A 25,794-nucleotide genomic window follows, 5' to 3' on the forward strand; every position below is an offset into this window, starting at 1 on the left:
GAGGAAAAAAATCCGCCAAATCCGCCAACACGGCAGTTTTGGCGTAAATGAATCCTCCAGTGTGTTTACAATAGATAACATATGCGGCTGAAAATGCGCAATCGCAACATTTTGTGCGCTTTATCGCGTTGCAGCATCACGATGCTCCTGACACAATGCTGTCAGGAATCAAAACGGTTCCGGCGACTGGAAGGGCAGTGGTCGATCCATGACAAGCAGGAATAACAGACGACGCAAGGCACCGGCCATCGAATGGCCGACCGTTTTCCTCGCGATTTTCTGCTACGGCACCTGGCTTGCAGCAGGCCTGTTCCTGTGGCCGTCCTATCCGCTGCTGGCGCTCCTCGTCCTGGCCTTGATGGCGGCGCTGCAATCCTCGCTGGCGCACGAAGTCCTGCATGGCCATCCGACCCGCAAAGCGCAGATCAACGAAGCTTTCGTCTTCCTGCCGATTGGTCTCGTCTGGCCTTTCCGGCGGTTCAAGACCATTCATCTGCGCCANGCGCCATCATGCCGACGAACGGCTGACCGATCCGCTTGACGATCCTGAAAGCTACTACAAGGCGCTGTGGCACCATGACGAATTGCCGCCGGCGATGAAGTTCCTGCTGAAGATCAACAACACCATGATCGGCCGGCTCATTCTCGGCCCGTGGCTGTCGTGCACCGGCTTCTTCATCGACGATGCCAGACAGATGCTTGCCGGCGACAAGGTGATCCGCAAGGCATGGCTGCTGCACGCCATCGGCCTCGCCGTGGTGCTGCCGGTCGTGCAGTTCGGCTTCGGCATCCCGCTATGGCTCTACATCCTGGTGCCGGTGTGGCTGGGCCAGTCGCTGATCTCGATCCGCACCTTCGCCGAGCATCAGTGGTCGGAGCATCCGGAAGGCCGTACGGTGATCGTCGAACGTTCGCCGCTGTCGTTCCTGTTCCTCAACAACAATCTGCATTTCGTTCATCACAAGAGCCCGACGGTGGCCTGGTACCGGCTGCCGAAGCTGTTTCGCGAGCGCCGTGACGAGTGGCTGCGGATGAACAATGGCTATGCCTATCCGAACTATTTCGCGCTGCTCAAGGCATATGCCTTCAAGGCCAAGGAGCCGATCGTCCACCCGGTGCTGCGGCGCACGCCGGAACCGGGCCGGGCGTTCAAGCCGCGCGTCAGGGCGCGCAGCCTCAATGGGCTTGGCAGTGCGCCGGTACCGGCCGAGCCGCCGAAAGAATGAATTTTTGGGTATTGCCGGCAGCGATGCCCAGGTGCGCGTCAATGGCCTCGTCAATTTTTCTCAGCGTAACGATCAAAGTCCCGGCATGAGCGATTTCGTTGCCGGCTTGCCGATGTACGACTGGTCTGAAATGCGGAGCGAGGTCGACGCCCAATGGGCGCGGCTGCGTGATGCCTTCCGGCAAAAAGGCATCGACGCGCCGCAGACCATCGCTCGCGTCAATGCCGATCTGCGGCCTGTGGAAGGCGGCATCCGCGACGCCGCCGGAAAGGTCATGGCGCCCGATCCGGCGACGCTGCCGCCGGATGAGTTGGATTTTTTCGGCCTCTGGCTGCATCCGGCGCTGCTGTTCGCACAGACCTGCTGGGGTCCGATGGAATTCGGGCTGGCGACGCATGTTCAACTGGTCGGCCAGCCGCGTTACGACGCGTTCGAGGGCGGGCAGGGTGAACTCTATTCGAGCGCGCTGGTGATGCGTGCAGGTGAAGCGCCAACGGTTGGCTCACCGTCCGACGGCAGCCCGCTCATCCCGCTCGATGTCCTGCGTGGCAAGCATTTTACCTTCAACAGCCTCGATTCCATGTCGGGCATTATCGCGCCGACGCGTGACCTGGAGGCGCTGGGCGAAAGCCTGGACATCTTCTCCGAGCGCAGCGAAAGCGGTGGCCACCGCGCCTCGATCGTCGCCATTGCCGAGGGCAAGGCCGATGTCGCGGCCATCGACTGCCAGAGCTGGGCCAATGCGCGGCGCTTCGAGCCGGCAGCGGAAGCGGTCACAGTCGTCGGCTGGACAACGCGGCGCAAGGGCCTGCCGTTCATCACTGCCAGAACGACACCGGAAAAGATCGTGGAGGCGCTGCGCGAGGCGGTCGCGGCGACCGCATAAAAAATCAGTCGCCGAGCAGCCGCTCGTCGAGCGGATAGGTCGAAAGCTGCTCGTTGCCGGTTTCGGTGATCAGGATCTGCTCTTCGATCTTGACGCCCTCGCGTCCGCCAAGCCGGCCGATATAGCTCTCGACGCAAAGCACCATGCCCGACACAAGCACGCCGTCGGGCGTGTCTTCGGTCCAGTCGATGGCATGCGGCAGCGTCGGGTATTCGTCGGCCAGGCCGACACCGTGATAGAGCACGGCGTAACGCGTCGGGAAACAATCTCCGGGCGGCACCGCCGAGCGTTCGACAAGATCGCGGAACGATGTGCCCGGCTGCATCAGGCCGATGTTGTGGGCGATCTGATCGGCGGCGATGCGAAACAGCTCGCGTTGCTCGTTGGATGGCTCGGTGTCGCCGCAGAGCCAGGTGCGCGACAGGTCGGCGCAGAAACCGTAAGGGCCGATCAAATCGGTATCGAAAGCGACGAGATCGCCGGCTGCGATCGTTCGCGACGAGCATTCCTGGAACCAGGGATTGGTGCGCGGGCCGGACGTCAACAGCCGGGTTTCGACCCATTCGCCGCCACGCGCGATGTTGCCGCGGTGGAGTTCGGCCCACAGTTCGTTTTCGGAAATTCCTGGCCTCAATGCTGCTTCCATCTCACCCATCGCCGCCTCGCAGGCGACGATCGACCGGCGCATGGCCAGGATTTCGTCGGGCGATTTGATCAGGCGTGCATTTTCCATCAGCGCTTCGCCATTGCCGATCGAGATGCCGAGGCGGGCGAGCGCTTCGACGCCCTCGGGATTGATGTGATCGACGGCGATGCGGCCGATACCGCCGCCATGCTGCTTGACCAGATCGGCGATCCCGGCGGCCCAGCGGCGGACTTTTTGCTCGGTGAGTTCGCCGCTGTAGAGATACATCCACGACACTGCCGGCCGAACCTCGTCGACGACGCCGGAGTGGTCGGAAAGGTGCTCGCAGGAAAAATAGTCGAACAGCACCACCGGACCTTCGGTGGCAACGAAACAATGTCTTGTCGGATTGTGTGCGACCCAGAGCTGCATGTTGGTCGAGTCGGTCGCATAGCGGATGTTGATCGGATCGTAGAGCAAGGCTCCCGCATAGCCGCGGCGCTTCAGCTCGGCGCGGATGCGGTCGAGCCGGTATTGGCGCATGGCGGGCAGGTCGGGAGCAGCAATGCCGGCGGCGTGCCACTCGGCTTCCGCCAGTGCGCCGTAGCCAAGCACATGCTGGTTGAGTTCAGCGGCCTTCTGCCGCGACTTCAGGCGCAACGCATCGATTGAGCCTGCTTCGTCTGGCTCGAACGGCGCGATCCTGCGATGACGACCGAACCGTCGCTCGACGCCCGGATCGCTCATTTTCCTATCCTCCCGATATCAATCGGCCGCGCGGGTCAGGCCCGAGGGCGGGCCTTTGGGTCCAATGCTTTCAGGCCCGCATCTTCTCGCCGCTCGGGTCGAAAGGCGGCTCGACATTGATGCGGGCTGGTCGTCGGCTTCCGAGGATCTCGATCTCGAACAGTCCGGCGCTCTCGTCCGCGGCCAAGGCCGCCGGCACATAGCCTTGCGCCATCGATTTCTGGACGTAATGGGCATAGCCGCCGGAGGTGACCCAGCCGACCACGCGCCAGTCGCCGTCGACGATGCCGCGCACGGCCGAAGCGCCTTCCGCGGCGCTCGAGCCGCGCACTTCCTTGCCGTCCGTATCGAAACGCGCCGCACCATAGCCGTGCGGCTTTTCCACCGTGCCGTAGTCCTTGCCGCCGACCTTGGCCCAGATTGGTTCGTCGCCCATCNCGCCCATCACGTCGGCGTCTGCGGCATCGACGATGAAGGAGACACGGCGCAGTTTTGGCCCTTCTGCCTGCTCCCTGGCTGCCGCGTCGCGTCCGATGAAGTCGTTCTTCTCCAGCTTGACGAAGCGGTCCATCGCCCCCTCGAACGGCCCGTAGATCGGGCGCAGTTCGCGGAACCAGGTCGGAAAATTCTTTTCCAGGCGCATCGAGAGCAGGGCGCGCATGCCGAAATCGACCAGGCCAAACGCTTCGCCGGCATCCTTGATCGCCTTGTAGACGAGACGCTGGTAGGCCGGCGCCATCCAGATCTCGTAGCCGAGGTCACCGGTATAGGTGATGCGATTGACCATGCAGGGCGCGCCGCCGACCGCCATCTCGCGGAAGTCCATGAAGCGGAAGGCCTTGGTCGAGATGTCGGCGTCAATCAGTTTCTGCAGCAGGTCGCGTGATTTCGGCCCGGCGATCGACAAGCCGACCAGCGTCTGGTCGAAGCGGTGAATGCGGACCTGTGACGCCCCTGGACCATCCTTCGGCAGGTGCTTCTCGAACCAGCGCATATGATACTTCTGCGCCGCCGACGAGCTCCAGATCATGAAGCGCTCTTCGCCCGCCTTGGCGATGGTGAAATCGCCGATCAGCCTGCCGAACTCGTTTAGCATCGGGGTCAGCACAATGCGGCCGGTCTTCGGCATGCGGTTGGTCATCAGCCGGTTGAGGAAATCTTCCGATCCCGGCCCGGAGACTTCGTATTTGGCGAAATTGGCGATCTCGGTGACGCCGACCTTCTCGCGGGTGGCGCGCACTTCCTCGCCGATCGGCCCGAAATCGTTGGAGCGATGGAAGGAAACGATGTCATTCGGCTCGGTGCCTTTCGGTGCGAACCAGAGCGGGGTTTCAAGGCCCCAGCTATCGCCCATGACGGCGTTGTTGGCCAGCATCGTGTCGTAAAGCGGAGTCGTCTGGGCCGGGCGTGCCGCCGGCAGTTCCTCGTTGGGAAAGCGGATGGAAAAACGGCGCGAATAGTTTTCGCGCACCTTGGCATTGGTATAGCGCAGCGTCGCCCATTCGCCGAAGCGCGCGACGTCCATGCCCCAGACGTCAAAGCCGGGATCGCCATGGACCATCCAGTTCGACAATGCCAACCCGACGCCGCCGCCTTGCGAGAAACCGGCCATGACGGCGCAGGCGCACCAGAAATTGGTCAGGCCCTGCACCGGGCCGACCAGCGGATTGCCGTCCAGCGCGAAGGTGAAGGGACCGTTGATGATCTGCTTGATGCCGGCCTTCTCGATGCCGGGAAAATGCTTGAAGCCGATTTCCAGCGACGGCGCGATGCGGTCGATGTCGGGCTGCAGCAGCTCATGGCCGAAATCCCACGGCGTGTTGACCGGAGACCACGGCTTGCAGGCTTTTTCATAGGTGCCGAGCAGGATGCCGTTGCGTTCCTGGCGGGTGTAGATCTCGCCCTTGAAGTCCATAACGCCGATCATCTCGCGGCCGGTCGACTTGTTGAATTCCTCGACCTCCGGCATCGGCTCGGTCAAAAGGTACATATGCTCCATGGCCAGCAGCGGCAGCTCGACGCCGACCATGCGGCCGATCTCGCGCGCCCACAGGCCGCCGCAGTTGACGACGTGCTCGGCCTTGACCGTGCCTTGCTCGGTAACGACGTTCCAGGTGCCGTCGACCTCCTGCGTCAGCTCGACGACGCGGTTGCGCAGCACGATCTCGGCGCCGAGCTTCCTGGCGGCCTTGGCGTAGGCGTGGGTGGTGCCGGAAGGATCGAGATGGCCTTCGACCGGATCCCACATGGCGCCGACGAAATTGGTCTCGTCCATCAGCGGGAACATCGCCTTGGCCTCTGACGGCGTGATCAGCTCGGTGTCCATGCCGAGATAGCGGCCTTTGGCGTGGGCAAGGCGCAGGAAGTCCATGCGCTCGGGCGTGTCGGCCATCATCACGCCGCCGGTCAGGTGCAGCGAGCAGGACTGGCCTGAAAGCTCTTCGATCTCCCTGTAGAGCTGCACCGTATAGGCCTGCAGCTTGGCGACATTGGGATCGCCATTGAGCGTATGGAAGCCGCCCGCCGCATGCCAGGACGAACCGGAGGTGAGCTCCGAACGCTCGATCAGCATGATGTCGGTCCAGCCCGCCTTGGCCAGATGGTAAAGCACCGAGCAGCCGACGACGCCGCCACCGATGACAACCGCTTTTGCATGAGATTTCATGAAGATAGTTCCGTTTTTGAAGAGATTGAATCGAGTGGGCGGGGCGTGAAAGCAAAGCGAGGAAGGGCGCTGGCTGGAATAATCTCACGCCCTTCCTCTACCCCGTCGATCGGGGGAGAGGTGTCGAGCGGAGCTCGACGGAGTGGGAGTCGCCTGTTCATCAAATCAATGCAGATGATCAAAAATCAGTCGGCGCGCCGCCTTCGGACCGACGTTTGTCGACGAAGGCGTCGAGCTCCTCGCGGATAGCCGGGTCCATGTAGGGCTCTTCATAGGAGGCCAGCCGCTCCTTCCACACCCGATTGGCTTTTTCGATAGCTGTCGGCGATCCGGCTTCTGCCCAGGTCTCGAAATTGCGCCAGTCGGAGATGATAGGCGAATAGAAGGCGGTCTTGTAGCGGTCCTGGGTATGCTGGGTGCCGAAGAAATGGCCGCCGGGACCGACATCGCGGATGGCGTCGATCGCCAGTGCTTCCTCCGAAAGGTCGAGCGGGGTCAAAAATTCGGCCACCATCTGCAGCAGATCGATGTCCAGGATGGTCTTCTCGTAGGAGCAGCGCAGGCCGCCTTCCAGCCAGCCGGCCGCATGCATCATCAGATTGCCGCCGCCCTGGATGGCGCCCCACAGCGAGAACACGCTTTCATAGGCGGCCTGTGCGTCGACCGTGTTGGCGGCGCAGGTGTTGGAAGTGCGGTAGGGGATGTTGTAGCGGCGGGCGAGTTGACCGCCGACCAATTGCGCCTTCATGTATTCCGGCGTGCCGAAGGCCGGCGCGCCGGACTTCATGTCGACGTTGGAGGTGAAGCCGCCATAGCCGACGGGCGCGCCCTTGCGCACCATCTGAGCGAAGGCAATGCCGGACAGCGCTTCGGCATTCTGCTGCACCAGCGCGCCGGCGATGGTCACCGGCGCCATGGCGCCCGACAGGGTGAACGGCGTCACGATGACGACCTGGCCCTTGCTCGACATCTGGATGATGCCTTCCATCATCGGCACGTCGAGCTTGAGCGGCGAATTGGTGTTGATGATGGTGAACACCGACGGCTGTTCGAGAAGCTGTTCGTCGCTGATGCCGCGCGCGATCCTGGTGATCTCGATGCCGTCAACATTGCGCTCCTTGCCGAGCGAGTAGATGTGGAACACCTTGTCGGTGAGCACGCTCAGATCGCGGATGCATTCGAGGTGGCGGACGGAGGGATGGATATCGATCGGCTCGACCGGATAGCCGCCGGTGCAGTTCAGGATGTTGTGCATCTGCGCAAGCTTGAGGAAGTTGCGGTAGTCCTGCTGGTTGCCGGGGCGGCGGCCGCGGTCGATGTCGGAACAATTGGGCGCCGACGCCATCATCGAGATGATCAGGTTGTCGCCGCCGAAGCGGACATTGTGCGCCGGATTGCGGGCATGGATGGTGAATTCCGACGGGCAGTGCGAAACCAGCTCGAGGATCATGTCGCTGTCGAAGCGCACCCGCTCACTGCCTTCGCGGACATCCGCGCCATGCGCCTTCATGATGCGCCTTGCCTCGTCGTGCAGCACGTCGACGCCGATTTCCCTGAGAACGCGCAGCGAGGCGAGGTGGATCGATTCCAGTTCGTCGTCGGAGACCAGCCTGGTCGGCGTCAGCGGGATTTTCAGCTGACGGAAAGGCGGCTGCTCGAATGCCGCCGCTGCGCCGGCGCGCTTGCCCGCGCGGCCGCCGCGACGGGCGCGGTCGTTTGTCAATGCCGGTTCGGCGGGATGAAGGGCGGCGGTCATGATAGTCCTCGTACGCTGCGACGGTGCGGCGGCATAATGGACCGACCGCCGTCCCGCCATTGCGGAGGCGGCGACCACTAGGACGAGGGAAGCGACATGGACGTTCGCCAGCCGGACGCACCAGGGCGAATCCAGATCTGTGCCCGAACTGTGAAACATGTCACGTTGCGATCACGTCATATTGAGCAAGTACATTGAATACAAACCGTCCTGAGGGAGACTATTTCTGTGTCGGATGTTGTCAGTGTGCGTGCAGCGACCAACAACGAAGTCGCTTTCATTGCCTGGGATATTGACGGAATGATCGACGGCTGTCTCGGCTTCGAGATCGTCCGTATCTATCCCGGCACCGGCGAGGAACGCTGTCTGGCGTCCTGGGTGCCTTTCCGGGGGCAACGCAACAAGGACTGGATTCCGCAGGATACCGGCGTCTGGCCGGTGCAGAAGACATTCTGGCGCGATCTTACGGTGCGGCGGCGCCGCGACAGCGTCGAAATCAGGCCGGATGGCGAATTGGTCGCCTACCGGGTGCGTCCGGTCGGCGACATGCGGCCCGGCCTCGATCCAGTGCCGGTGCGTCCCGAGAAAGCCTATACCGGAGCGGCTCGGCCGCTCGGCTATCTCGGACAAGGCGCCGTCAGCCCGACCATCTTCCTGGGATCGATGTTCGGCAAGGCGCGGCTCGCCTTCACCAACGGCGTGCTCTCGACGCAATGGCTGTCGCGCGCGCTGGAAGACGCCGGCATCAAGGTCGGGCAGCGCGACAAGATCAGGGCCGAGCTTCAGCGTCCCGGCAGCAAGATCCGCGCCTATCTTCATGGCGAGGTTCCGGATGTGCTCACCAGCCTGATGAAACGGGCCAAGGCCGAGGGCGGCACTGTCAGGCTTGCCCTCTACGAGCTTGGCGATGACGAGTTGTGCGACGCGATCATCGACGCCAAGGATGTCGTCGACGTCATTCTTTCGAATTCGGGCAGGGATGAACAAACGAGGGCGTGGGACGCGGGCAACGCGCCCTTCAGAAAGCGGCTGCGCGACGCCGGCGTCGTGGTGACCGATCGTCTGTTCAACAACAACCATATCGGCCATAACAAGTTTGCCGTCTACCGCGACGCCCAGGGCAATCCGCAAGCGGTCATGACCGGCAGCACCAATTGGACGTCGACGGGCATTTGCGGACAGTCCAACAACGCCTTCATCCGCGACGACCCTGCCATGGCCGAAGTGTTCGATGCCTATTGGGAACGGATGAAGGCCGACGTGTTCCCGCCGCCGGCGAGCGATAGCGCCGCCGGACGTGTGGCGCAGAAGCAAGGCAGGCCGTTTCGCCTGAAGAATCGCACACCGAACCATGTCGATGGGACCACCATCTGGTTCTCGCCAAACGATCCCGACCGCAGCAAAAAGGACATCTCGGTGCGGCCTGTCGATCTCGAAGACGTTTTCGCACGAATCAAGGCGGCGAAGGAGGCGGTGCTCTTTCTCGTGTTCAATCCGTCGCGGCTTGGCAACAACTCGGTCATCGATCAGGCGGTCGCGGCGGCGACGGCGAATCCAAAGCTGATCGTGCAAGGCGCAATCAGCGATCACACCGCCATGCCCAACTATATTGCTCCGACCCGGGATCCAGTCACCAACAAATCGAACAAGGACGGCAAATCGCCATTCGTCTTTCCGGAGAAGGTCTGGGAGGCGCCGAACGTCTCCATCGTCAGGGCGGCCAACCTGACGGGGGCCTCCGTTGCGCGGGATTTCCAGGCGGAAGTGCTGACCGTCGGCCATGCGATCGTGCACGACAAAATCGTGATCATCGATCCGATGGCCGACAATGCGACCGTCATCGCCGGCAGCCACAACCTTGGCTACAAGGCGTCCTATGAAAACGACGAGAACATGGTGATCGTCGAAGGCGACAAGACGTTCGCTGCGGCCTTTGCGGTGCATATGCTCGACGTGTTCGACCACTACAAGTTCCGCGCCTGGCGCAGAACGATTGGAGAAGGACCGTCGGACAATGACGGGCTCTCCATCGACGACAAGTGGCTGAAGCCTTACGCGGAGGGCAGGAAGGGGGCGATTGCCCGGTATTTTCCGTAGTGGCCTGAATGGCGCCGCGGAGTCCTTAACAAGGCATGCTCTGGCTGGCGCAAGCGGTTCCTGCCGCCGGTGCTTCCCGGCACGCCGCCGAAACGCTAATCGTGCAGGTTTCGTGGTGCGGATCATGGACCGGGCGGAACAGAACAGCGACCAGACAATGCAGTGGGCGGCGATCACCGGCGTGATCGCCACCGTTTCGGTGTTCGCCATCGCGCAAGGGCTGAGCTACCCACTGCTGAGCTTCATCCTGCAGCGCCAGGGCGTCTCGCCGGCCATGATCGGCCTGTCGGCGGCAATGACGCCGGTCGGCTTTATCGTCTCGTCGCCGCTTATCCCGGCGCTGGCGCGTCGGTTCGGGGCAGGGCGCACGGCGCTGACCTGCGCGGCCCTTTCCGCCATCATGCTGGCGCTGATCGGCTGGACGCAAAATGTCTATCTCTGGTTTCCACTGCGCTTCCTGATCGGCGTGGTGACCAATCCGCTCTATGTGCTGAGCGAGATCTGGGTGATCGCGCTGGCGCCTCCGGCGCGCCGCGGTCGCGTGATGGGCATCTATTCTACAGTCATTTCGGCAGGTTTCGCGGCCGGCCCGCTGTGCCTGCTTGCGGTCGGCACCGAAGGATGGCCGCCGTTTCTCGTCGGCATCGCCGCATTCGTCTTTTGCGGCGTCTGCCTGGCGCTGGTGCTGGGACGGCTGCCAAAGGTCGATGAAGCCGGGCACCAGGTTTCGGTGATGGGTTTCATGCCGATGGCATGGTTGCTGCTGTCGGCGGTGGTGGTGGCCGCCGGTTTCGAACAGGGGGTGCTGGCACTGCTGCCGGTCTACGGAGCGCATTATGGCATCGCGGAGGCTCGCATGTCGGCGCTGCTGTCGATGATGATCGCCGGCAACATCGCCATGCAGGTGCCGCTCGGCCTGCTGGCGGAACGGCTGACAGCGCGTCTGGTGCGATTTATCTGTGTATCGCTAACGGTGCTCGGGTGTGTGCTGTTGCCGGTTCTCATAGAGACGCCGCTGATCTGGCCGTGCGTGTTCGTCTGGGGCGCGGTTTCCTACGGCATCTACACGATGTCGATCATCGAGCTCGGCGAGCGGTTTACCGGCTCGGCACTGGTCGCCGGCAACGCCGCCTTCTCGCTAATGTGGGGCGTCGGGGGCATCGCCGTGCCGCCGCTGGCGGGCGGCGCCATGGATATTCTCGGCGCGGACGGCCTGCCGATCACGCTTGGCGCCATTTGTCTGGCGTTGGCGGTCACAACCGTATTGCGGGGGCGAGCGGTCTAATACAATTGCGGGGTGCCTTCATTTCCGTGCCATCTGGAAATCGCCCATAAATCACATTCGGCATGGTGTTCAGAGGGATGCATCCTGCGTAGAAGGTCTCGAATTTCAACAGCACGATCAAAATCGGGTATCAATCCAATATCGGACAGTTCCGTGTTCGCAAACACGTCAGGAAATCCTCCGCAGTTGGTCAAAGCGCTTATGGAGACGTCTTTATCCAACAAGTCGTAGCCCAGGAAGGTAAATCCGTTCCAGTCGAGTGAACGCACGTCAACCGACGGTCTTCGTATCACATTGAGGACATTCAAATCGCCCGGATCCGCCAACTCCGAAAGGAGGAAGTCCAGGTCCACAAAGAAATCGAGCATGTAGTCCTCGTTAACAATATGGGGCCAGTAGCTGTCCTTTACCTGTCCCAGCGCGACCGGCCCGAGCATTCCATCGAGTGAGACGACCTCGCTTAATTGGGTGAGGCCGGACCAGTTGATGTACATGGTCCACGCAGTGCCGCTGAAAGGACCGAACTTCTCTTTCGCAATGTACAGATGTTGCATGGAGTTCCCTCGTGGCCTGCGGGCGGCAGGAGGCCCCACCTTAGGAGGCCAACAGCGCAATGGCTCCTTTTGCGTTCCAAGTTGAATACCGATAGTGGCAAGACGACGTTGCCGAGCCTTGACGAATCTATCGGAGACCACATGACCAGTTCGAACACAAAGACGCGTCCCAATTCGGCGACTGAGGATCCCTTTCTCTGGCTGGAGGACAGAACGGGCAAGGAAACGCTCGACTGGGTTCACCGTCAGAACGAGATCACGGTCGCCGAGTTGCAGGGCGATCCATTGTACCAGACCTGCTTCCAAACCGCACTGGACCTGATGACGGCCGAAGACAACATTGCCGTCGGGTTTGCGCTCAACGGCCACGTCTATAATTTCTGGCAGGACAAGACCAACGTGCTCGGCCTCTGGCGGCGTACTCCGGTCGCTTCCTACAAGACCGAGAAGCCGGAATGGGAGACGATCATCGACTTCGACAGTCTGTCAGCCAAAGAGGGTGTGAAATGGGTGTTCAGCGGCGCCAGCCGGCTTTACCCCGATTTCAGCCGCTGCCTGCTCAGCCTGTCGCCGGATGGCGGCGACGCCAGCGAAATGCGCGAATTCGACATCGACAGCAAGTCCTTTGTCGAGGACGGCTTTCGTGCTCCTGCCTCGAAGTCGGGCTTCAACTGGCTGGACAAGGACACGGTCATCGTCTCGGCTGCCTTCGAAGAGGACGAAAAAACCCAGTCCGGTTATCCGCGCGTGGTCAAGCTTTGGCAGCGCGGCACCAGGCTGGAGGATGCGACGCCGATTTTCGAGGCGCAGAAGCAGGATCTCGCCGCCGGCGGTTCCCTCGAATTCGACGGCGACAAGCGTCATATCTTGCTGACCCGGACGCTCGATTTCTTTGCTTCGCACAGTTTTCTGCGTCTGCCCTCCGGCGAAAACAGACGCATCCCGTTGCCGGACGACGTGACCGACACGGTGCTGTTCAGGGATCAGTTAGTCTTTGGAGTGCGCAGCCCGTGGACGGCGCCGAACGGCACGCTGTGCAATCCTGATGGCCTCTATTCGTTGGACTTCGCGCGCTGGATCGAGACCAATGCGCTCGCACCTGTTGAGACCGTGCTCGAGCCGGCGGATCGTGTCTCGATTGCCGGCATTGCCCGCACGCGGGACCGATTGTTCATCAATCTGATGGACAATGTGCGCGGCAAGGTCGTCGCCTGCGATCGCAGCGGCAGCGGCTGGTCGCTGCAGCCGGTGGCGCTGCCCGAAAACGGCAGTGTCGGCATCAGCCACGCCGAGCGTTTCGGCTCCAGCGTGTCCTTCTCCTTCACCGATTTCCTGACGCCGAGCTCGATCATCTGGTCGGACGACAATGCAGCGATGCTGACAACCGTGAAATCGCAGCCGGCGCGTTTCGATGCATCGTCCCTGGTCTCGGAACAGTTCGAGGCACGCTCGAAGGACGGCACCAAAATCCCTTATTTCGTCGTCAGGCGGCGCGACCAGGACGGGCCGGTGCCGACGCTGCTTTACGGCTATGGCGGCTTCGAAGTGCCGCTACTGCCCGGCTATGCCGGCGTGCGCGGCCGGCTGTGGCTGGAAAAGGGCAATGCCTATGTGCAGGCCAATATCCGCGGCGGCGGCGAGTTCGGTCCGAACTGGCATCAGGCCGCGCTCAAGGCCAATCGCCAGAACGCCTTCGACGATTTCGCCGCGGTCGCGCAAGACCTGGTGGAACGCGGAATCGCCACGCCGGCGACGCTTGGCATCCAGGGCGGCTCGAATGGCGGCTTGCTGACCGGCGTTTCGCTGACCCAGCATCCGGAGCTTTTCGGCGCGGTGATCATCGACGTGCCGCTGCTCGACATGCTGCGCTACACCGAACTGCCGCCCGGCGCATCCTGGATGGCCGAGTATGGCGATCCGGCGAAGCCGGAAGAGGCCGCGTCGCTGGCGGCTTACTCGCCTTATCAGCATGTCGAGACCGATGCCGCCTATCCGCCGGTGCTGCTGACCACATCGACCGCCGACGACCGCGTCCATCCCGGCCATGCGCGGAAGATGGCGGCACGGCTGCAGGCTGCCGGCCACGCGAAGACGCTGTTTTTCGAGGAGACCGAGGGCGGCCATGGCGGGCGCGGCGATCGCCGGCCGCAAGCGGCACAGGCGGCGATGAAGTATGTCTTCCTGCAACGGGCGCTGACCGAAACGACTTGAACGGAACGGCTTGAACTGAGCGCATCAGACCGCCTAAGATGCTGCATGGCTTGGATGAAGGCATGCTGCGCGTTTGGGGTGGCGGTGACGCCGTCGCCGCGCACGCTTCGCGCCGAGCTTTTGCGGCTTTGCGCCCGCATCGGCTATTCGCCGCCCGCCTTCCTCTGACGAATCCGCCCCCGCTGCAATTGCCGGATTGTCTGCAATTGCCGGATTGGTTCAAGAGGAAGATCAGACATGACCTATCAGAATTATTCGCTGAAGCAGCTTCAGCAGATCGATGCTGCGCATCACCTCCATCCGTTTACCGACCACAAGGAGATGCGCGAGGCCGGCTCACGCATCATCACCCACGCCGACGGGCCGTTCATCTACGATTCCGAAGGCACGGAAATCCTCGACGGCATGGCCGGGCTGTGGTGCGTCAACATCGGTTACGGGCGCGATGAGCTGGCCGACGCCGCTTACGCCCAGATGAAGGAACTGCCCTACTACAATTCCTTCTTCAAATGCTCGACCCCGACACCGGTGCTGCTGGCCAAAAAGCTGGCGGAACTGGCACCGAAGCATGTCAACCAGGTGTTCTTCGGCTCGTCCGGTTCGGAGGCCAACGACACGGCGCTACGCCTCGTGCGCCACTATTGGGCATTGGAAGGTAAGCCGGAGAAGAACCGCATCATCTCGCGCAAGAGCGCCTATCACGGCTCGACCATCGCCGGCACGTCGCTGGGCGGCATGGAGCCGATGCACAAGCAGCTCAACGGCGCGGTTCCCAACATCGTCCATGTGATGATGCCTTATGCCTATGAGCTGGCTCTGCCCGGCGAAAGCGACCATGATTTCGGCCTGCGCGCGGCCAAGGCCGTCGAGGATGCCATCCTCGAAGCCGGCGCCGACAAGGTCGCCGCCTTCATCGGCGAGCCGGTGATGGGAGCAGGCGGCGTGAAGATACCGCCGATGAGCTATTGGCCGGAAGTGCAGCGCATCTGCCGCAAATACGATATCCTGCTGATGCTCGACGAGGTCATCACCGGCTATGGCCGCACCGGCGAGTGGTTCGCAGCGCAGACATTCTACATCGAGCCCGATACCATCACCACCGCCAAGGCGCTGACCTCCGGCTATCAGCCGCTGTCGGCATTGCTGGTCGGTGACCGCATCGCCGCGACGCTGGTCGAGAAGGGCGGCGAGTTCAATCACGGCTATACCTATGCCGGCCACCCCGTGGCCTGCGCCGTGGCGCTGAAGAACCTCGAGATCATCGAGCGGGAAGGTTTGGTCGATCGGGTCAAGAACGACACCGGACCCTATTTCGCCAAGGCGCTGCAGGAGCACGTCGGCGAGCACGATCTGGTCGGGGAGGTGCGCTCGATCGGGCTGATGGGGGCGATCGAGATCGTCAGCGACAAGGCGACCAAGGAGCGCTTCCTGCCGGCCGGGAGCGCGGCCGTGACCGTCCGCGACCACGCAGTTGCCCAAGGCATGATGCTGCGCGCCACCGGCGATACGATGATCCTGTCGCCGCCACTGATCTGGACGCGCGAGACGATCGACATGGCCTGCGGCCGCATCGCCAAGGCGCTTGACCTGGCGCAGGCGGATTTGCGCAAGCGGTGAGATAAAACGATCGCCGGGCGTTCTGCAACCGGACGCCCGGCGTTTGAATGCCGGATTCTGCCAGCCGGAGGAGCCGCTCACCAAGAGCCGAGGCCCGATCGGCGGATTTCACTTTTTTGTCTCGGGCAGCGCCGCTTTGCTCAAGGCAGTGCTGCGCTTCGGTACGGCGCGCCGGCGCCGCATAAATCGCTCAAGCAAGTTCCGTCTTCTCTTGCGCTGGACAAGATCGATATCGCTGACAAGCTTTGCGCCGCCCTCGCGCCGCTCCAAGGTGATCTTGCGGCTATGAAAGGCTTCCAGCTCGGCGCGATGCGCCACGCTTATGATGGTGACCTTCGGCAATTCGTGAACGATCATCTCCATCATCTTGTCCTGGCTCTTTTCATCGAGTGCTGACGTTGCTTCATCCAGCACGATGATATCGGGGCTGTGCAGCAGAAGACGCGCGAAGGCGAGCCGCTGCTTTTCGCCACCCGAGAGGGTCTGGTCCCATGGCGCGTCGTCCTCGATCTTGTCGTTCAGATAATCGAGCCCGACCTTGTCGAGGGCAGCCTTGATCTCGTCCAGCGTCCAGCGATCGGCGGCGCCTGGATAGGCGACTGCGCGGCGAAGCGTCCCGGTGGGGACATAAGGCCGTTGCGGCAACATGAACAGCCGTCTGTCGGCGTGGATGTTGACGCTGCCGCCGCCCCACGGCCACAGACCTGCGACGGCCCGCACCAGCGTACTCTTACCTGAGCCGGATTCGCCGGCGACGAGCACCCGCTCGCCTGATTCGATCACGACCTTGGTTTCCTTGACCACGGCGGTGCCGTCGTCGAGCGACACGGAGAGATTGTTCAGGCTGAGCATCGCATCGCCTGCAGCTTCGCCGCGCTTTATGCGTCCCAACGTGTTGCTCTGTTCGGCGCGCTCGAGCCCGTCCAGCGACATCATCAGCGAGGCGATGCGCCTTGCACAGGCGTTCCAATTGGCGAGACGGGGGTAGTTGTCGACCAGCCATCCGAACGCGCCCTGCACAATGGCAAAGGCTGAGGCAGCCTGCATGACCTGTCCAAGTGTCATGCCGCCTTCGAGAAACTTTGGAGCGCAAAGCAAAACCGGCACGACAGGCGCAAACAGACTCGCCCCCTGCGATACCAGCGCTGTGCGCATGTGCTGACCTGTAAGGAGCGCCCATTGCCTGAGCACATAGGCGAACGTCTTGTCGATGCCGCTACGCTCTTCCTCCTCGCCGCCGAGCAATGCGATACTCTCGCCGTTTTCCCGCACTCGGGTCAGCGTGTAGCGGAATTCGGCTTCCGCCTGATTTTTTTCCTCGGAGAGGTGGACGAAATGGCGGCCAATGACCGCCATCGAGGTGGATGTGATCGCGGCATAGAGCACCGCGGTGATGACGAGAAAGCCGGGAATGGTCACCGTCGAACCTGCGATCGGCAGAGTCAGGGCCCCGCCGATCGTCCAGAGCACCACGATGAAGGTCGAGGCCGACAGAAACGCGTTGATGACACCGGCGATGAAGTCGACCGGGGATTCGGTGGCAATCCGCAAATCCTCCGTGATGCGTGCTTCAGGGTTCTGGTGGTCGCCGCCGACGAGGTTCAACTGAAAGTAGCGGCCGCTTGCAAGCCACCGCGCGATGACCGCGTTGGTGAGCCAGGAACGCCAGCGGCGCTGCATCGTCATGCGAAGGAAGACCTGTGCAACGACAAGGCTTCCGCTTCCGAGCACGAGCGGCACGAAAACGGCGCTCAGGACATAGACGGTGCGCGCATTGCGTTGCTCAAGGGCATCGAAAATTGCGCGATTCCAGACATTGATCCCATACTGGAAGCCGACATTGATGACGATCAGGAGCAATAACCCGATCGTGTACGGCCAAGCCCGCCTATCGCCTCCGCGGCCCCAGTAACCGCGCGCGCTGATCCAGAAACGCCTCAGCAAGTATCTCTTGCGCGCCTGCTCGGCCTCCTCAGGGGTCAGCTCCGGATCGGGTTCGACAAAATCCAGCGGCGGCGGAGCCGCGCCGGCGATCTCAGACGCGGCTTCGACAGTCGATTGCTTCTCCTGGCGCGACTTCTCGCCATCGCGCGATTTGGAGACGGATTTCGGCTTGGATTTAGCCCCGGACATACCGGCGATAACGGCTTGGAAATCAGAAGGTTTCAATGATGTCCGCTCAAGCCGCTTGATCTCCACGTCGGCGCGGATGCGGTCGGCTTCGTTTCCTGGCGTCTTCCTTGATCTGCTGCCGCTTCGCGAGCGTGTCGACAATCTTTCGTCCGCAGTGCGGCTTCCAACGACAGTGGTGTTGGAGCTGCCATTCATCTGGGGAATTGTAATGCTGGCTAAGCATAAGCCGCTTGGCACATAGGCTTGTCAGAGCAATCGAAGCGTAAACTGTAAGTTTTGTAAGATCGACAACGCAATTTGTAGTTGCGTTTTACATAAACGCGTCAAAATAACATAGGGAGGCTATCATGATTAGGCTGCAGACAGTTCTATTTTCTATTCTGCTACTAGGAGTGACAGGGTTGCCGGCGACGGCGGAGGAGGTCTGGTCGCTTGACGGCTTCAAGGCCCCAGAGAGCGTCCTCTTCGATGCAAAGCGGAACGTCTTCTACGTCTCCAACATTGTCGGCGAGCCCGCCGGCAAGGATGGGGTTGGATACCTTTCGAAAGTTTCGCCTGACGGAAAATTGCAGGCAGCCGAATGGGTGACCGGCTTTAATGCGCCCAAGGGATTGGTGATGAAAGGCGATACGCTTTTCGTCACCGACATCGATCGGCTCATGGCTGTCGACGTCGAGAGCGGTCAGATCACTGGAACGTGGCCTGCAGAAGGCGCTCAATTCCTCAATGATCCCGCTATCGACGAGGCGGGTCGGGTCTTTGCTTCCGACATGCTGGCGAACAGGATTTATGTTCCGGACAATGATGCTCTCTCCGTCTGGCTCGAGAGCGAGGATCTCCTGCATCCGAATGGTCTGCGCGTCGAAGACGGTCGCCTCCTCGTCGCAGGTTGGGGTCGCGACGTCCAGCCGGATTTTTCGTCCAAGACACCCCGCCATCTGATCGCGATCGACCTGAAGACGAAGGCCATCTCTGACATCGGGTCCGGCGAGCCTGTTGGAAATCTGGATGGTCTAGAATCAGACGGGGCAGGGAATTGGCTGGTTACGGATTGGGTCGCAGGGGCGCTCTTTCGCATTCATCCGGATGGAAAGTCGAGCAGCTGATGGACCTCAATCAAGGCAGCGCCGATCTGGAATTCCTGGAAGAAAAGAAGCTGGCAATCATCCCCATGATGATGGACGGCAAGCTGGTCGCAACTCGATTGGATGGAGCAACTTGAGAAGAGGCTCGCATAGCCCTCTTCCCTTGGCCGCACGGGGTCGTGACTTGCACCACCGAGGGCCGCGCGGTCCCGGCCCATTAATGCAAAAACCGCGCTCCATCGGGAACGCGGCTTTGCCAGATACGCATGGCGCTTCGCTGACTGAACACTTGGCGAAACTTACGGGCTCCGGTACGCGAGACCTGATCCGGAGCGCCGGGCGGTTGCGATAGGCCGCCTCGCACTCCGTTCTACAGGGACATCGTTACCGGGTGGTTATCGATAGTTTAAGCAAATCTAAATTTCCGCGTTTCTTGCCGGAAACCGAAAGCCGGTCGAGTTTCGAGGCTGAAAGCGCGTCGCGTCTGAAGGGCAAGCTTTTGGGCGACATGCATTACGCCGAGGTGCCGCGCAGGAAATTTATGATGCCGGAGAAGTCGGCAGCGGCATGCCCCTGGGCGTTGAACAGCGCATAAAGCTGTGCGGCCTCGGCGCCCAGCGGCGTCACCGCACCGGCGCTTTGCGCGGCTTCCTGCGACAGTTTCAGGTCTTTCAGCATCAGTGCCGCGGCAAACCCCGGCCTGTAGCCATTGTTGGCCGGCGATGTCGGCACCGGACCAGGGACCGGGCAGTAGGTGGTCAGCGACCAGCACTGGCCCGACGAGTTCGAGGCGACGTCGAACAGCGCCTGGTGCGACAGGCCGAGCTTTTCCGCCAGAACGAAGGCTTCGGCGACGCCGATCATCGAAATGCCCAAGATCATGTTGTTGCAGATCTTTGCCGCCTGTCCGGCGCCGTCATCGCCGCAATGGACGATGCGGCCGGCCATCGGCTTGAGGATTGGTTCGGCCTTGGCAAAAGCTTCCTTCGCGCCGCCGGCCATGAAGGTCAGCGTGCCGGCGGCGGCGCCGCCGGTGCCGCCGGAAACCGGCGCGTCGATCGACAGCAGCTTGTGTCTGGCGGCAATGGCGTGGGCTTTTCGTGCCGATTCGACGTCGATGGTCGAGGAATCGATGAACAGCGCGCCTTTTTTCGCTTTTGGCACGATGTCTTCATAGACCGACAGAACGTGTTTGCCGGCCGGCAGCATGGTGATGACCACATCGGCCTCCTTCACGGCGGCAACGGCATTGGCCATGACGACGACCCCATGCTCCTTGGCGTTGGCGAGATTTTCCGGGATCAGGTCGAAGCCGTGAACGGCATATCCAGCCTTGACGAGATTGGCTGCCATCGGATTGCCCATATTGCCGAGGCCGATGAAGGCGATGGTGGTCATGATGGCACTCCGTGGTTTGGGTAAGGCAGCAGTTAGGCAGTAGGGCAGTCGGGCAGTCGGGCAGTCGGGCAGTAGGGCAGCCTATTCGGGCGCTAGTTGCTTATAAGTTGCGAAGCATTTTTCCTATGCCTAGGTCGCATCTGATAAAGCTTGATCATGCGCCAGATATCTCCCCTGCTGCCATACAATAAGGTCCTTGTAAGAATTGATCCTGCCGGTCACTACTACTGCCCTACTGCCCTACTGCCCTACTGCCGCCCGATCAGCGCGCGTGCGATGATGACGCGCATGATCTCGTTGGTGCCTTCGAGAATCTGGTGAACGCGCAAATCCCGCACCAGCTTCTCGATGCCGTAATCGTGCAGATAGCCATAGCCGCCATGCAGTTGCAGCGCGTCGTTGGCAACGTTGAAGCCGACGTCGGTGACGAAGCGCTTCGCCATCGCAGACCATTTCGAGGCGTCCGGGGCCTTGCGGTCGAGCTTCGAGGCAGCGGCGTAAAGGAATATCCGTGCTGCCTGCAACTCGGTCTCCATGTCGGCCAGCTTGAATTGCAGCGCCTGGAACTGGTTGATCTTGGCTCCGAAGGCCTTGCGTTCGGCGGTGTAGGACAGCGCCTTGTCGAGCGCCGATTGCGCCCCGCCCAGCGAACAGGCGGCGATGTTGAGCCGGCCGCCGTCGAGCCCGGCCATGGCGATGCCGAAGCCGGCGCCTTCGTCCGAGAGCAGGTTTTCAACCGGCACCTTGCAGTCCTCGAAGACGACCTGGCGGGTCGACTGCATGTGCCAGCCCATCTTGTGCTCGTTGGCGCCGAAAGACAGGCCGGGCGCATCTTTCGGCACGACGAAGGTCGAAATGCCCTTCGGACCGTCGGCGCCGGTGCGCGCCATGACGATGTAAAGGTCGCTGTCGCCGGCGCCCGAAATGAACTGCTTGACGCCGTTCAGCACATAGTCGCCGCCGCTCCTCACCGCACGCGTCTTCAGCGCCGCAGCATCCGATCCCGAACCCGGCTCGGTCAGGCAATAGCTCGCCAGCCATTCCATAGAGGTCAGCTTCGGCAGGAAGTGCTGGCGCTGCTCGTCGCTGCCGAAGCGGTCGATCATCGAAGCCACCATATTGTGGATCGAGATGAAGGAGGAGAAGGCCGGATCGGCGCGCGAAAGCGCCTCGAAGATCAGCACCGCGTCGAGCCGGCCGAGCGCTGAGCCGCCGACATCGTCACTGACATAGATGCCGCCAAGCCCGAGCGGGCCAGTCTCGCGGATCACGTCCGCCGGAAAATGCTTGTTGCGGTCCCAGTCGAGCGCGTTCGGCGCAACGCGATCGGCAGCGAAGGCCTCGGCCATTTGCTGGATGGCGCGCTGGTCCTCGTTGAGTTCGAACTGGCTGGTGCCCGCATCAACAGCGGCGTCCATGGCGTGCTCCGTAATGTCGTCGGCCTCCTGGCCTGTCGTTTTTGGCTTTGCGCGCGGTTCAATCTAGACCAATGATGCCGCCGCGCAAGCCGACTAGCTCCATCCAACGATCTGGGGGCGGCTGTGTGATAATGCGTGTCTGGGGCAAGGCGTGACGACAAATTTCGATGAACTGCTCGAGCGTTTCCACGCCACTCTCGCAACATTCGATGATGCGCTGGTGCGCAATGAGGTGGCCCGGATCGGCTGGGCCATGCCGGCACGACCGCTCGATCCGCGTCCGCTTGCCTGCCTGCGCCAGCTCGATCGTATCGTCGAGCTCGCTCCGGCCAACGCCCAGCCGCTGGCGCGGCTGCTTGCGGAGCGTCGCGGCCAATTGCGCTGGGGGCAGACCTACAGCGAGGCGGATTTCGGCAAGACGTTCATCGACAATTACGGCTGGCTGGAGGTCTTCGGCACGCGCGGCCATTTCGTCAACGACGAGGTCGCGGCCGGTCTGCTGATCCTCGGACCTGAAATCGTCTATCCCGACCACCATCATGTCGCCGAGGAGATCTACATTCCGCTGACCGGCGGCACCGAATGGCGCATGGNTGGCGCATGGGCGAAGGCGACTTTGGCAGGCGCGAGGCGGGTGAGGTGATCCACCATGCCTCTGATGTCAGCCACGCCATGCGCACCGGCAAGGAGCCGCTGCTGGCGCTCTACCTCTGGCGCGGCGGACCACTGGCCGCGAAATCCACGATCACCGGCAGCGTTTCACAGGGCAGGAATTGATGGCGGCCAAGGCGATCATGCTGCAGGGCACAGGCTCCGATGTCGGCAAGACGGTGCTGGTCGCGGGCCTCTGCCGCGTGGCGAAGAAGCGTGGGCTGAAGGTGCGGCCGTTCAAGCCGCAGAACATGTCGAACAACGCCGCCGTCGCCGATATTCCGGGCGACAAACTCGGCGGCGAGATCGGCCGCGCCCAATGGCTGCAGGCGATCGCCTGCGGCGTTGTGCCCACCGTCCATATGAACCCGGTGCTGCTCAAGCCGCAGACCGATATCGGCGCCCAAGTGGTGGTGCAGGGCAAGGTGTTCGGCGAGGCGCGGGCGCGAGACTACCAGGCGCTGAAGGGCCGGCTGATGGATGCCGTGCTGGACTCCTGGGCCGAGGTCGCCGAGGGTGCCGACCTCGTCATCGTCGAAGGCGCCGGCTCGCCGGCCGAGATCAATCTCAGGAGCCGCGACATCGCCAATATGGGCTTTGCGACGCGCGCCGACGTGCCGGTGATCCTCGTCGGCGACATCGATCGCGGCGGCGTCATCGCCTCGGTCGCCGGCACCCATCTGATCCTGCCGGAAGAGGACCGGCGCATGATCGTCGGCTATCTCATCAACAAGTTCCGCGGCGATGTCTCGCTGTTCGATAACGGCATCAAGGCGATCGAGAGCTTCACCGGCTGGCGCTGTTTTGGCGTCGTGCCATGGCTGAAGGCGGCGGCGCGGCTGCCCTCGGAAGATTCCGTGGTGCTCGAACGCCTGGCGTCCGGAGAGAAGCGCGCGCTGAAGGTGGCCGTGCCGATGCTTTCGCGCATCGCCAATTTCGACGACCTCGACCCGCTCAAGGCCGAGCCGCAGGTCGAGGTCGTCTTCGTGCCGCCCGGCCAGCATTTGCCGGACGACGCTGGGCTGGTGATCATTCCCGGCTCCAAGTCGACGATCGGCGACCTGCTAAGGTTCCGTGAAAATGGCTGGGACCGCGATCTGCTTGCCCATCGCAAGCGCGGCGGCCACGTCGTCGGCATCTGCGGCGGCTTCCAGATGCTTGGCCGTGTCGTGCGCGATCCCGACGGCATCGAGGGCAGCGTTACCGAGACCGACGGGCTCGGCCTGCTCGACGTCGAAACGCTGATGGAGCCGGAAAAGACGGTGCGCAATGTCAGCGCGCGCTCGGTCCAGTTCGACCTGCCGCTCGAGGGCTACGAGATCCATCTCGGCCGCACCACCGGTCCGGACACGCTGCGCCCATCCACCGTCATCAACGGCGCCGATGACGGCGCCGTCTCCGCCGACGGCAAGGTGTCGGGCAGCTATCTGCACGGGCTGTTTTCCGCCGACGCTTTTCGGGCGAAATTCCTGGAAAATCTCGGCGTCAAAGGCGGCGGCATCGATTATCGCGCCGAGGTCGAACGGGCATTGGACGAGGTCGCAGCCGAACTGGAAACCCACCTCGACTGCGACGCTATCTTTGGTCTGGCGCGTTAGCTGGCGGGCTCACCGGCCTTTGGCCAATAGGTGCCGAACGACCAGACATTGCCTTCCGGATCGCTGCAGATGAATTCGCGGCTGCCATAGTCGCGGTCGGTGAGCTCTTCCAGTATTTCGGCGCCGGCCTTTTTGGCTCTGGCATAAGCGGCATCGGCATCGTCGACGGCAACATAGATCGATCTGCCGCCACCCGGGCCCGGTGCGCCGATCATCTGGCCAAACTTGTCGTCGCGTGCGGTGCCCAGCATGATCATCGAGGAGCCGAAAGTCAGTTCGGCGTGTTGGACGATGTCGCCTTCGCCGTAGCGGGCATGAACGGCAAAGCCGAAGGCTTCACCGAGCCAGTCGATCATTTTCGCGGCATTGCGGTAGCGCAAGGTGGGATAGAGCCTGGGCGGTTCGACTGACATGGTCATGACGATCTCCTTCAATTGGATTGGACGATAATCCAGTCTGGGCGAAGGCTTTTCCCACGTCTTGAAGAAATGTTACCTGCGCCTCTATGCCTGGGCGGCCAGCGCCGTCGGCGTTTCGCCGGCAAGGTCGCGGAATTCGCGCACCAGATGCGCCTGGTCGGCATAGCCGCAATCGGCGGCGATATCAGCCCAGTCGGATTTGCCCTGCCTTGACAGGCCGAGCGCCCGGTTGAAGCGGACGATGCGCGACAGCGTCTTGGGGCCGACGCCGATCGCGTTGGAGAATTTTCCCGCGAGATGCTTGCGGCTCCAGCCCAGCCTGTCGGCGAGCGATGCGACGCGAATGCGGCCACCCGAGACGATGATCCGGTCATAGGCCCACGCGATTTCGGCCTGCATTTCGCGGGCGTCAGTCAGCCGCGCGGCGACGAACGTCTCGACGATGGCAAAACGTGCGTTCCAGCCGTGCGCATTGCCAAGTCTTTCGCGCAGCGCGATGCCTTCGATCCCGAGCACATCGTCGAGGCCGACCATGCGGTCGGTCAGTTCGCTCATCGCAAGGCCGAAGAAGCGTCGGGCGCCGAGCGGGGTGAAATTGACCTGGATGCAGCAGGCGCCGCCGCGGGATTCGATCACCACCGGACCGGCATAGAGGCCGGCGGCGAAACTGGCGAAGCGGTCGTTGTCGCCCGGCTCCTTGCCGAGCCCGATGGCGAAGGGTTCGGCAAAGCTGATGACCAGCGGCACGGTCAGCGATGCGTATTCGACGTTGCGGAAACGGCCGGGCATGGTTTCGCGGTAGCCGCAGATGTCAGTGACTGAACCCTGGAGCCTAGGGCCAGGCGCACGCCGAACCATCTCGAACCGGTCGAGGCCAGGACTGTGCTGGTTGCTGCCGTCTTCGCTCTGGGCAGACATGAGCTTTCCTCCGCCCGCGGATGGTAGCAGACCAACCCTCAGAATCAAAAGTGCCCGGCTTGTGGCCGGGCGCTCCGAGTTGCCTGAGAGATCTGAGGCTTAAGCGCCGCGAACCAGGCAGCCGCCGGCAAGCACGACATAAGCGATGAGGACGATCCACACCGCGGCCAGGGGAATGAACGCAAAAACGCCGAGAGCGGCGAGAAGACCGATGATGGCGATAACAAGGGATATGATGAAAATAAGCTGCGTAGGCGCACTGAGATTCATGTGTGGCTCCTCCGACATGATTCGTACAACCGCATCCTATCAGGCGCCCCGTTCACACACCAATCAGCGTGCGCAGCGGCGGAGACCACCAATTGTCGATCTTGGCGCCGCCCCTCATCGCCCTGCCGGGCACTTCTCCCCGTTTAGGGACGGGGAGAAGAGGGCGGTGTCCGAACCGGATAGATAGGTAACAGAATGGACTGATTGCATGGGTGACAGTTTTCTCCTTCGCCGG

20 protein-coding genes and 2 pseudogenes are annotated in these 25,794 nt (G+C 62.2%); 11 read left to right on the top strand and 11 right to left on the bottom strand.

The window, feature by feature from the left end; genetic code table 11:
* Nucleotides 1–208 precede the first annotated feature (208 nt).
* Both X738_RS56535 and X738_RS56540 read left to right on the top strand, forming a co-directional pair.
* Nucleotides 209–1,226 (top strand): annotated as a pseudogene (locus X738_RS56535) (fatty acid desaturase).
* 85 nt (nt 1,227–1,311) lie between these two features.
* Nucleotides 1,312–2,112 carry a phosphate/phosphite/phosphonate ABC transporter substrate-binding protein gene (locus tag X738_RS56540; protein ID WP_023798945.1) on the top strand — a complete coding sequence of 267 codons (801 nt, stop codon included), beginning with the start codon at nt 1,312–1,314 and terminating at the stop codon, nt 2,110–2,112.
* Between the two features lie 4 nt (nt 2,113–2,116).
* Here X738_RS56540 and X738_RS56545 read toward each other — a convergent pair whose 3' ends face one another.
* The 3 genes from X738_RS56545 to X738_RS56555 form a co-directional block, all read right to left on the bottom strand.
* Entirely contained in the window at nt 2,117–3,484 is a 1,368-nt protein-coding gene (locus tag X738_RS56545; RefSeq protein WP_023798946.1) for a M24 family metallopeptidase, read from the bottom strand.
* A 70-nt stretch (nt 3,485–3,554) separates the two neighbouring features.
* The gene (locus X738_RS56550) at nt 3,555–6,149 is read right to left on the bottom strand and encodes a GcvT family protein (protein ID WP_023798947.1); all 2,595 of its coding nucleotides are present in this window, start codon (nt 6,147–6,149) and stop codon (nt 3,555–3,557) included.
* A gap of 178 nt (nt 6,150–6,327) precedes the next feature.
* On the bottom strand, nt 6,328–7,905 hold the full coding sequence (locus X738_RS56555; protein ID WP_023798948.1) for a trimethylamine methyltransferase family protein: 1,578 nt from the start codon (nt 7,903–7,905) through the stop codon (nt 6,328–6,330).
* 228 nt (nt 7,906–8,133) lie between these two features.
* On the opposite strand from X738_RS56555, the gene X738_RS56560 reads away from it, so the two are divergent.
* Together X738_RS56560 and X738_RS56565 are read left to right on the top strand one after the other, a co-directional pair.
* Nucleotides 8,134–10,002, top strand: a complete 1,869-nt coding sequence (locus tag X738_RS56560; RefSeq protein WP_023798949.1) for a phospholipase D-like domain-containing protein — start codon at nt 8,134–8,136, stop codon at nt 10,000–10,002.
* Nucleotides 10,003–10,126: 124 nt separating this feature from the next.
* On the top strand, nt 10,127–11,287 hold the full coding sequence (locus X738_RS56565) for an MFS transporter (protein WP_023798950.1): 1,161 nt from the start codon (nt 10,127–10,129) through the stop codon (nt 11,285–11,287).
* Here X738_RS56565 and X738_RS56570 read toward each other — a convergent pair.
* Nucleotides 11,284–11,841, bottom strand: coding sequence for a hypothetical protein (locus X738_RS56570; protein WP_023798951.1), 558 nt, complete (start codon nt 11,839–11,841; stop codon nt 11,284–11,286). The genes X738_RS56565 and X738_RS56570 overlap by 4 nt on opposite strands.
* 141 nt (nt 11,842–11,982) lie before the next feature.
* On the opposite strand from X738_RS56570, the gene X738_RS56575 reads away from it, so the two are divergent.
* The 3 genes from X738_RS56575 (at nt 11,983) to X738_RS56580 (ending at nt 15,669) form a co-directional block, all read left to right on the top strand.
* On the top strand, nt 11,983–14,052 hold the full coding sequence (locus tag X738_RS56575) for a prolyl oligopeptidase family serine peptidase (protein WP_023798952.1): 2,070 nt from the start codon (nt 11,983–11,985) through the stop codon (nt 14,050–14,052).
* Between the two features lie 45 nt (nt 14,053–14,097).
* Nucleotides 14,098–14,220 carry a hypothetical protein gene (locus X738_RS0141405; RefSeq protein WP_031254781.1) on the top strand — a complete coding sequence of 41 codons (123 nt, stop codon included), beginning with the start codon at nt 14,098–14,100 and terminating at the stop codon, nt 14,218–14,220.
* Nucleotides 14,221–14,289: 69 nt separating this feature from the next.
* Nucleotides 14,290–15,669: an aspartate aminotransferase family protein gene (locus X738_RS56580; protein WP_023798954.1), complete on the top strand. Its 1,380-nt coding sequence runs from the start codon at nt 14,290–14,292 to the stop codon at nt 15,667–15,669.
* Nucleotides 15,670–15,777: 108 nt separating this feature from the next.
* Here the strand turns inward: X738_RS56580 and X738_RS56585 are convergent, their stop codons facing one another.
* Nucleotides 15,778–17,802: an ABC transporter ATP-binding protein/permease gene (locus X738_RS56585; RefSeq protein WP_023798955.1), complete on the bottom strand. Its 2,025-nt coding sequence runs from the start codon at nt 17,800–17,802 to the stop codon at nt 15,778–15,780.
* Between the two features lie 566 nt (nt 17,803–18,368).
* On the opposite strand from X738_RS56585, the gene X738_RS56590 reads away from it, so the two are divergent.
* Nucleotides 18,369–18,908 (top strand): hypothetical protein, encoded by a 540-nt coding sequence (locus tag X738_RS56590; protein WP_156942578.1) that lies wholly within the window; start codon nt 18,369–18,371, stop codon nt 18,906–18,908.
* Nucleotides 18,909–19,400: 492 nt separating this feature from the next.
* On the opposite strand, the gene mmsB is transcribed toward X738_RS56590, so the two are convergent.
* Both mmsB and X738_RS56600 read right to left on the bottom strand, forming a co-directional pair.
* Entirely contained in the window at nt 19,401–20,285 is an 885-nt protein-coding gene (gene mmsB / locus X738_RS56595; RefSeq protein ID WP_023798959.1) for a 3-hydroxyisobutyrate dehydrogenase, read from the bottom strand.
* A gap of 248 nt (nt 20,286–20,533) precedes the next feature.
* A complete protein-coding gene (locus tag X738_RS56600) occupies nt 20,534–21,703 on the bottom strand; it encodes an isobutyryl-CoA dehydrogenase (RefSeq protein ID WP_023798960.1) in 1,170 nt (389 codons plus the stop codon).
* A gap of 253 nt (nt 21,704–21,956) precedes the next feature.
* On the opposite strand from X738_RS56600, the gene X738_RS56605 reads away from it, so the two are divergent.
* Genes X738_RS56605 through X738_RS56610 form a run of 3 tightly spaced genes read left to right on the top strand, consistent with a single transcriptional unit; the run spans nt 21,957 to nt 23,952 of the window.
* Nucleotides 21,957–22,346, top strand: a complete 390-nt coding sequence (locus tag X738_RS56605; RefSeq protein ID WP_441295545.1) for a dimethylsulfonioproprionate lyase family protein — start codon at nt 21,957–21,959, stop codon at nt 22,344–22,346.
* Nucleotides 22,343–22,480, top strand: a complete 138-nt coding sequence (locus tag X738_RS89035; protein ID WP_373420406.1) for a hypothetical protein — start codon at nt 22,343–22,345, stop codon at nt 22,478–22,480. Before X738_RS56605 ends, X738_RS89035 begins: the two co-directional genes overlap by 4 nt.
* On the top strand, nt 22,480–23,952 hold the full coding sequence (locus X738_RS56610; protein ID WP_023798961.1) for a cobyric acid synthase: 1,473 nt from the start codon (nt 22,480–22,482) through the stop codon (nt 23,950–23,952). The genes X738_RS89035 and X738_RS56610 overlap by 1 nt, the downstream gene beginning before the upstream one ends.
* Here X738_RS56610 and X738_RS56615 read toward each other — a convergent pair.
* The 4 genes and pseudogenes from X738_RS56615 to X738_RS86665 all read right to left on the bottom strand — a co-directional run.
* A complete protein-coding gene (locus X738_RS56615) occupies nt 23,949–24,371 on the bottom strand; it encodes a VOC family protein (RefSeq protein ID WP_023798962.1) in 423 nt (140 codons plus the stop codon). The genes X738_RS56610 and X738_RS56615 overlap by 4 nt on opposite strands.
* A gap of 84 nt (nt 24,372–24,455) precedes the next feature.
* On the bottom strand, nt 24,456–25,289 hold the full coding sequence (locus tag X738_RS56620) for a helix-turn-helix domain-containing protein (RefSeq protein WP_023798963.1): 834 nt from the start codon (nt 25,287–25,289) through the stop codon (nt 24,456–24,458).
* A 99-nt stretch (nt 25,290–25,388) separates the two neighbouring features.
* Nucleotides 25,389–25,559 (bottom strand): hypothetical protein, encoded by a 171-nt coding sequence (locus tag X738_RS82555; protein WP_023798964.1) that lies wholly within the window; start codon nt 25,557–25,559, stop codon nt 25,389–25,391.
* A gap of 52 nt (nt 25,560–25,611) precedes the next feature.
* A pseudogene (locus tag X738_RS86665) lies at nt 25,612–25,794 on the bottom strand (hypothetical protein); the annotation flags it as partial.

The sequence above is a fragment of the Mesorhizobium sp. L48C026A00 genome, assembly GCF_000502375.1.
Taxonomy (GTDB): Bacteria; Pseudomonadota; Alphaproteobacteria; order Rhizobiales; family Rhizobiaceae; genus Mesorhizobium; species Mesorhizobium muleiense.

Excerpts from the sequence above, each read along its gene's own strand:
- X738_RS56555 (WP_023798948.1), bottom strand. The coding sequence starts at position 7,905 with ATGACCGCCGCCCTTCATCCCGCCGAACCGGCATTGACAAACGACCGC.
- X738_RS56545 (WP_023798946.1), bottom strand. The coding sequence starts at position 3,484 with ATGAGCGATCCGGGCGTCGAGCGACGGTTCGGTCGTCATCGCAGGATC.
- X738_RS56580 (WP_023798954.1), top strand. The coding sequence starts at position 14,290 with ATGACCTATCAGAATTATTCGCTGAAGCAGCTTCAGCAGATCGATGCT.
- X738_RS56570 (WP_023798951.1), bottom strand. The coding sequence starts at position 11,841 with ATGCAACATCTGTACATTGCGAAAGAGAAGTTCGGTCCTTTCAGCGGC.
- mmsB (WP_023798959.1), bottom strand. The coding sequence starts at position 20,285 with ATGACCACCATCGCCTTCATCGGCCTCGGCAATATGGGCAATCCGATG.
- X738_RS56620 (WP_023798963.1), bottom strand. The coding sequence starts at position 25,289 with ATGTCTGCCCAGAGCGAAGACGGCAGCAACCAGCACAGTCCTGGCCTC.
- X738_RS56565 (WP_023798950.1), top strand. The coding sequence starts at position 10,127 with ATGGACCGGGCGGAACAGAACAGCGACCAGACAATGCAGTGGGCGGCG.
- X738_RS56610 (WP_023798961.1), top strand. The coding sequence starts at position 22,480 with ATGGCGGCCAAGGCGATCATGCTGCAGGGCACAGGCTCCGATGTCGGC.
- X738_RS56615 (WP_023798962.1), bottom strand. The coding sequence starts at position 24,371 with ATGACCATGTCAGTCGAACCGCCCAGGCTCTATCCCACCTTGCGCTAC.
- X738_RS56585 (WP_023798955.1), bottom strand. The coding sequence starts at position 17,802 with ATGTCCGGGGCTAAATCCAAGCCGAAATCCGTCTCCAAATCGCGCGAT.
- X738_RS82555 (WP_023798964.1), bottom strand. The coding sequence starts at position 25,559 with ATGAATCTCAGTGCGCCTACGCAGCTTATTTTCATCATATCCCTTGTT.
- X738_RS56600 (WP_023798960.1), bottom strand. The coding sequence starts at position 21,703 with ATGGACGCCGCTGTTGATGCGGGCACCAGCCAGTTCGAACTCAACGAG.
- X738_RS56575 (WP_023798952.1), top strand. The coding sequence starts at position 11,983 with ATGACCAGTTCGAACACAAAGACGCGTCCCAATTCGGCGACTGAGGAT.
- X738_RS0141405 (WP_031254781.1), top strand. The coding sequence starts at position 14,098 with ATGGCTTGGATGAAGGCATGCTGCGCGTTTGGGGTGGCGGTGACGCCG.
- X738_RS56540 (WP_023798945.1), top strand. The coding sequence starts at position 1,312 with ATGAGCGATTTCGTTGCCGGCTTGCCGATGTACGACTGGTCTGAAATG.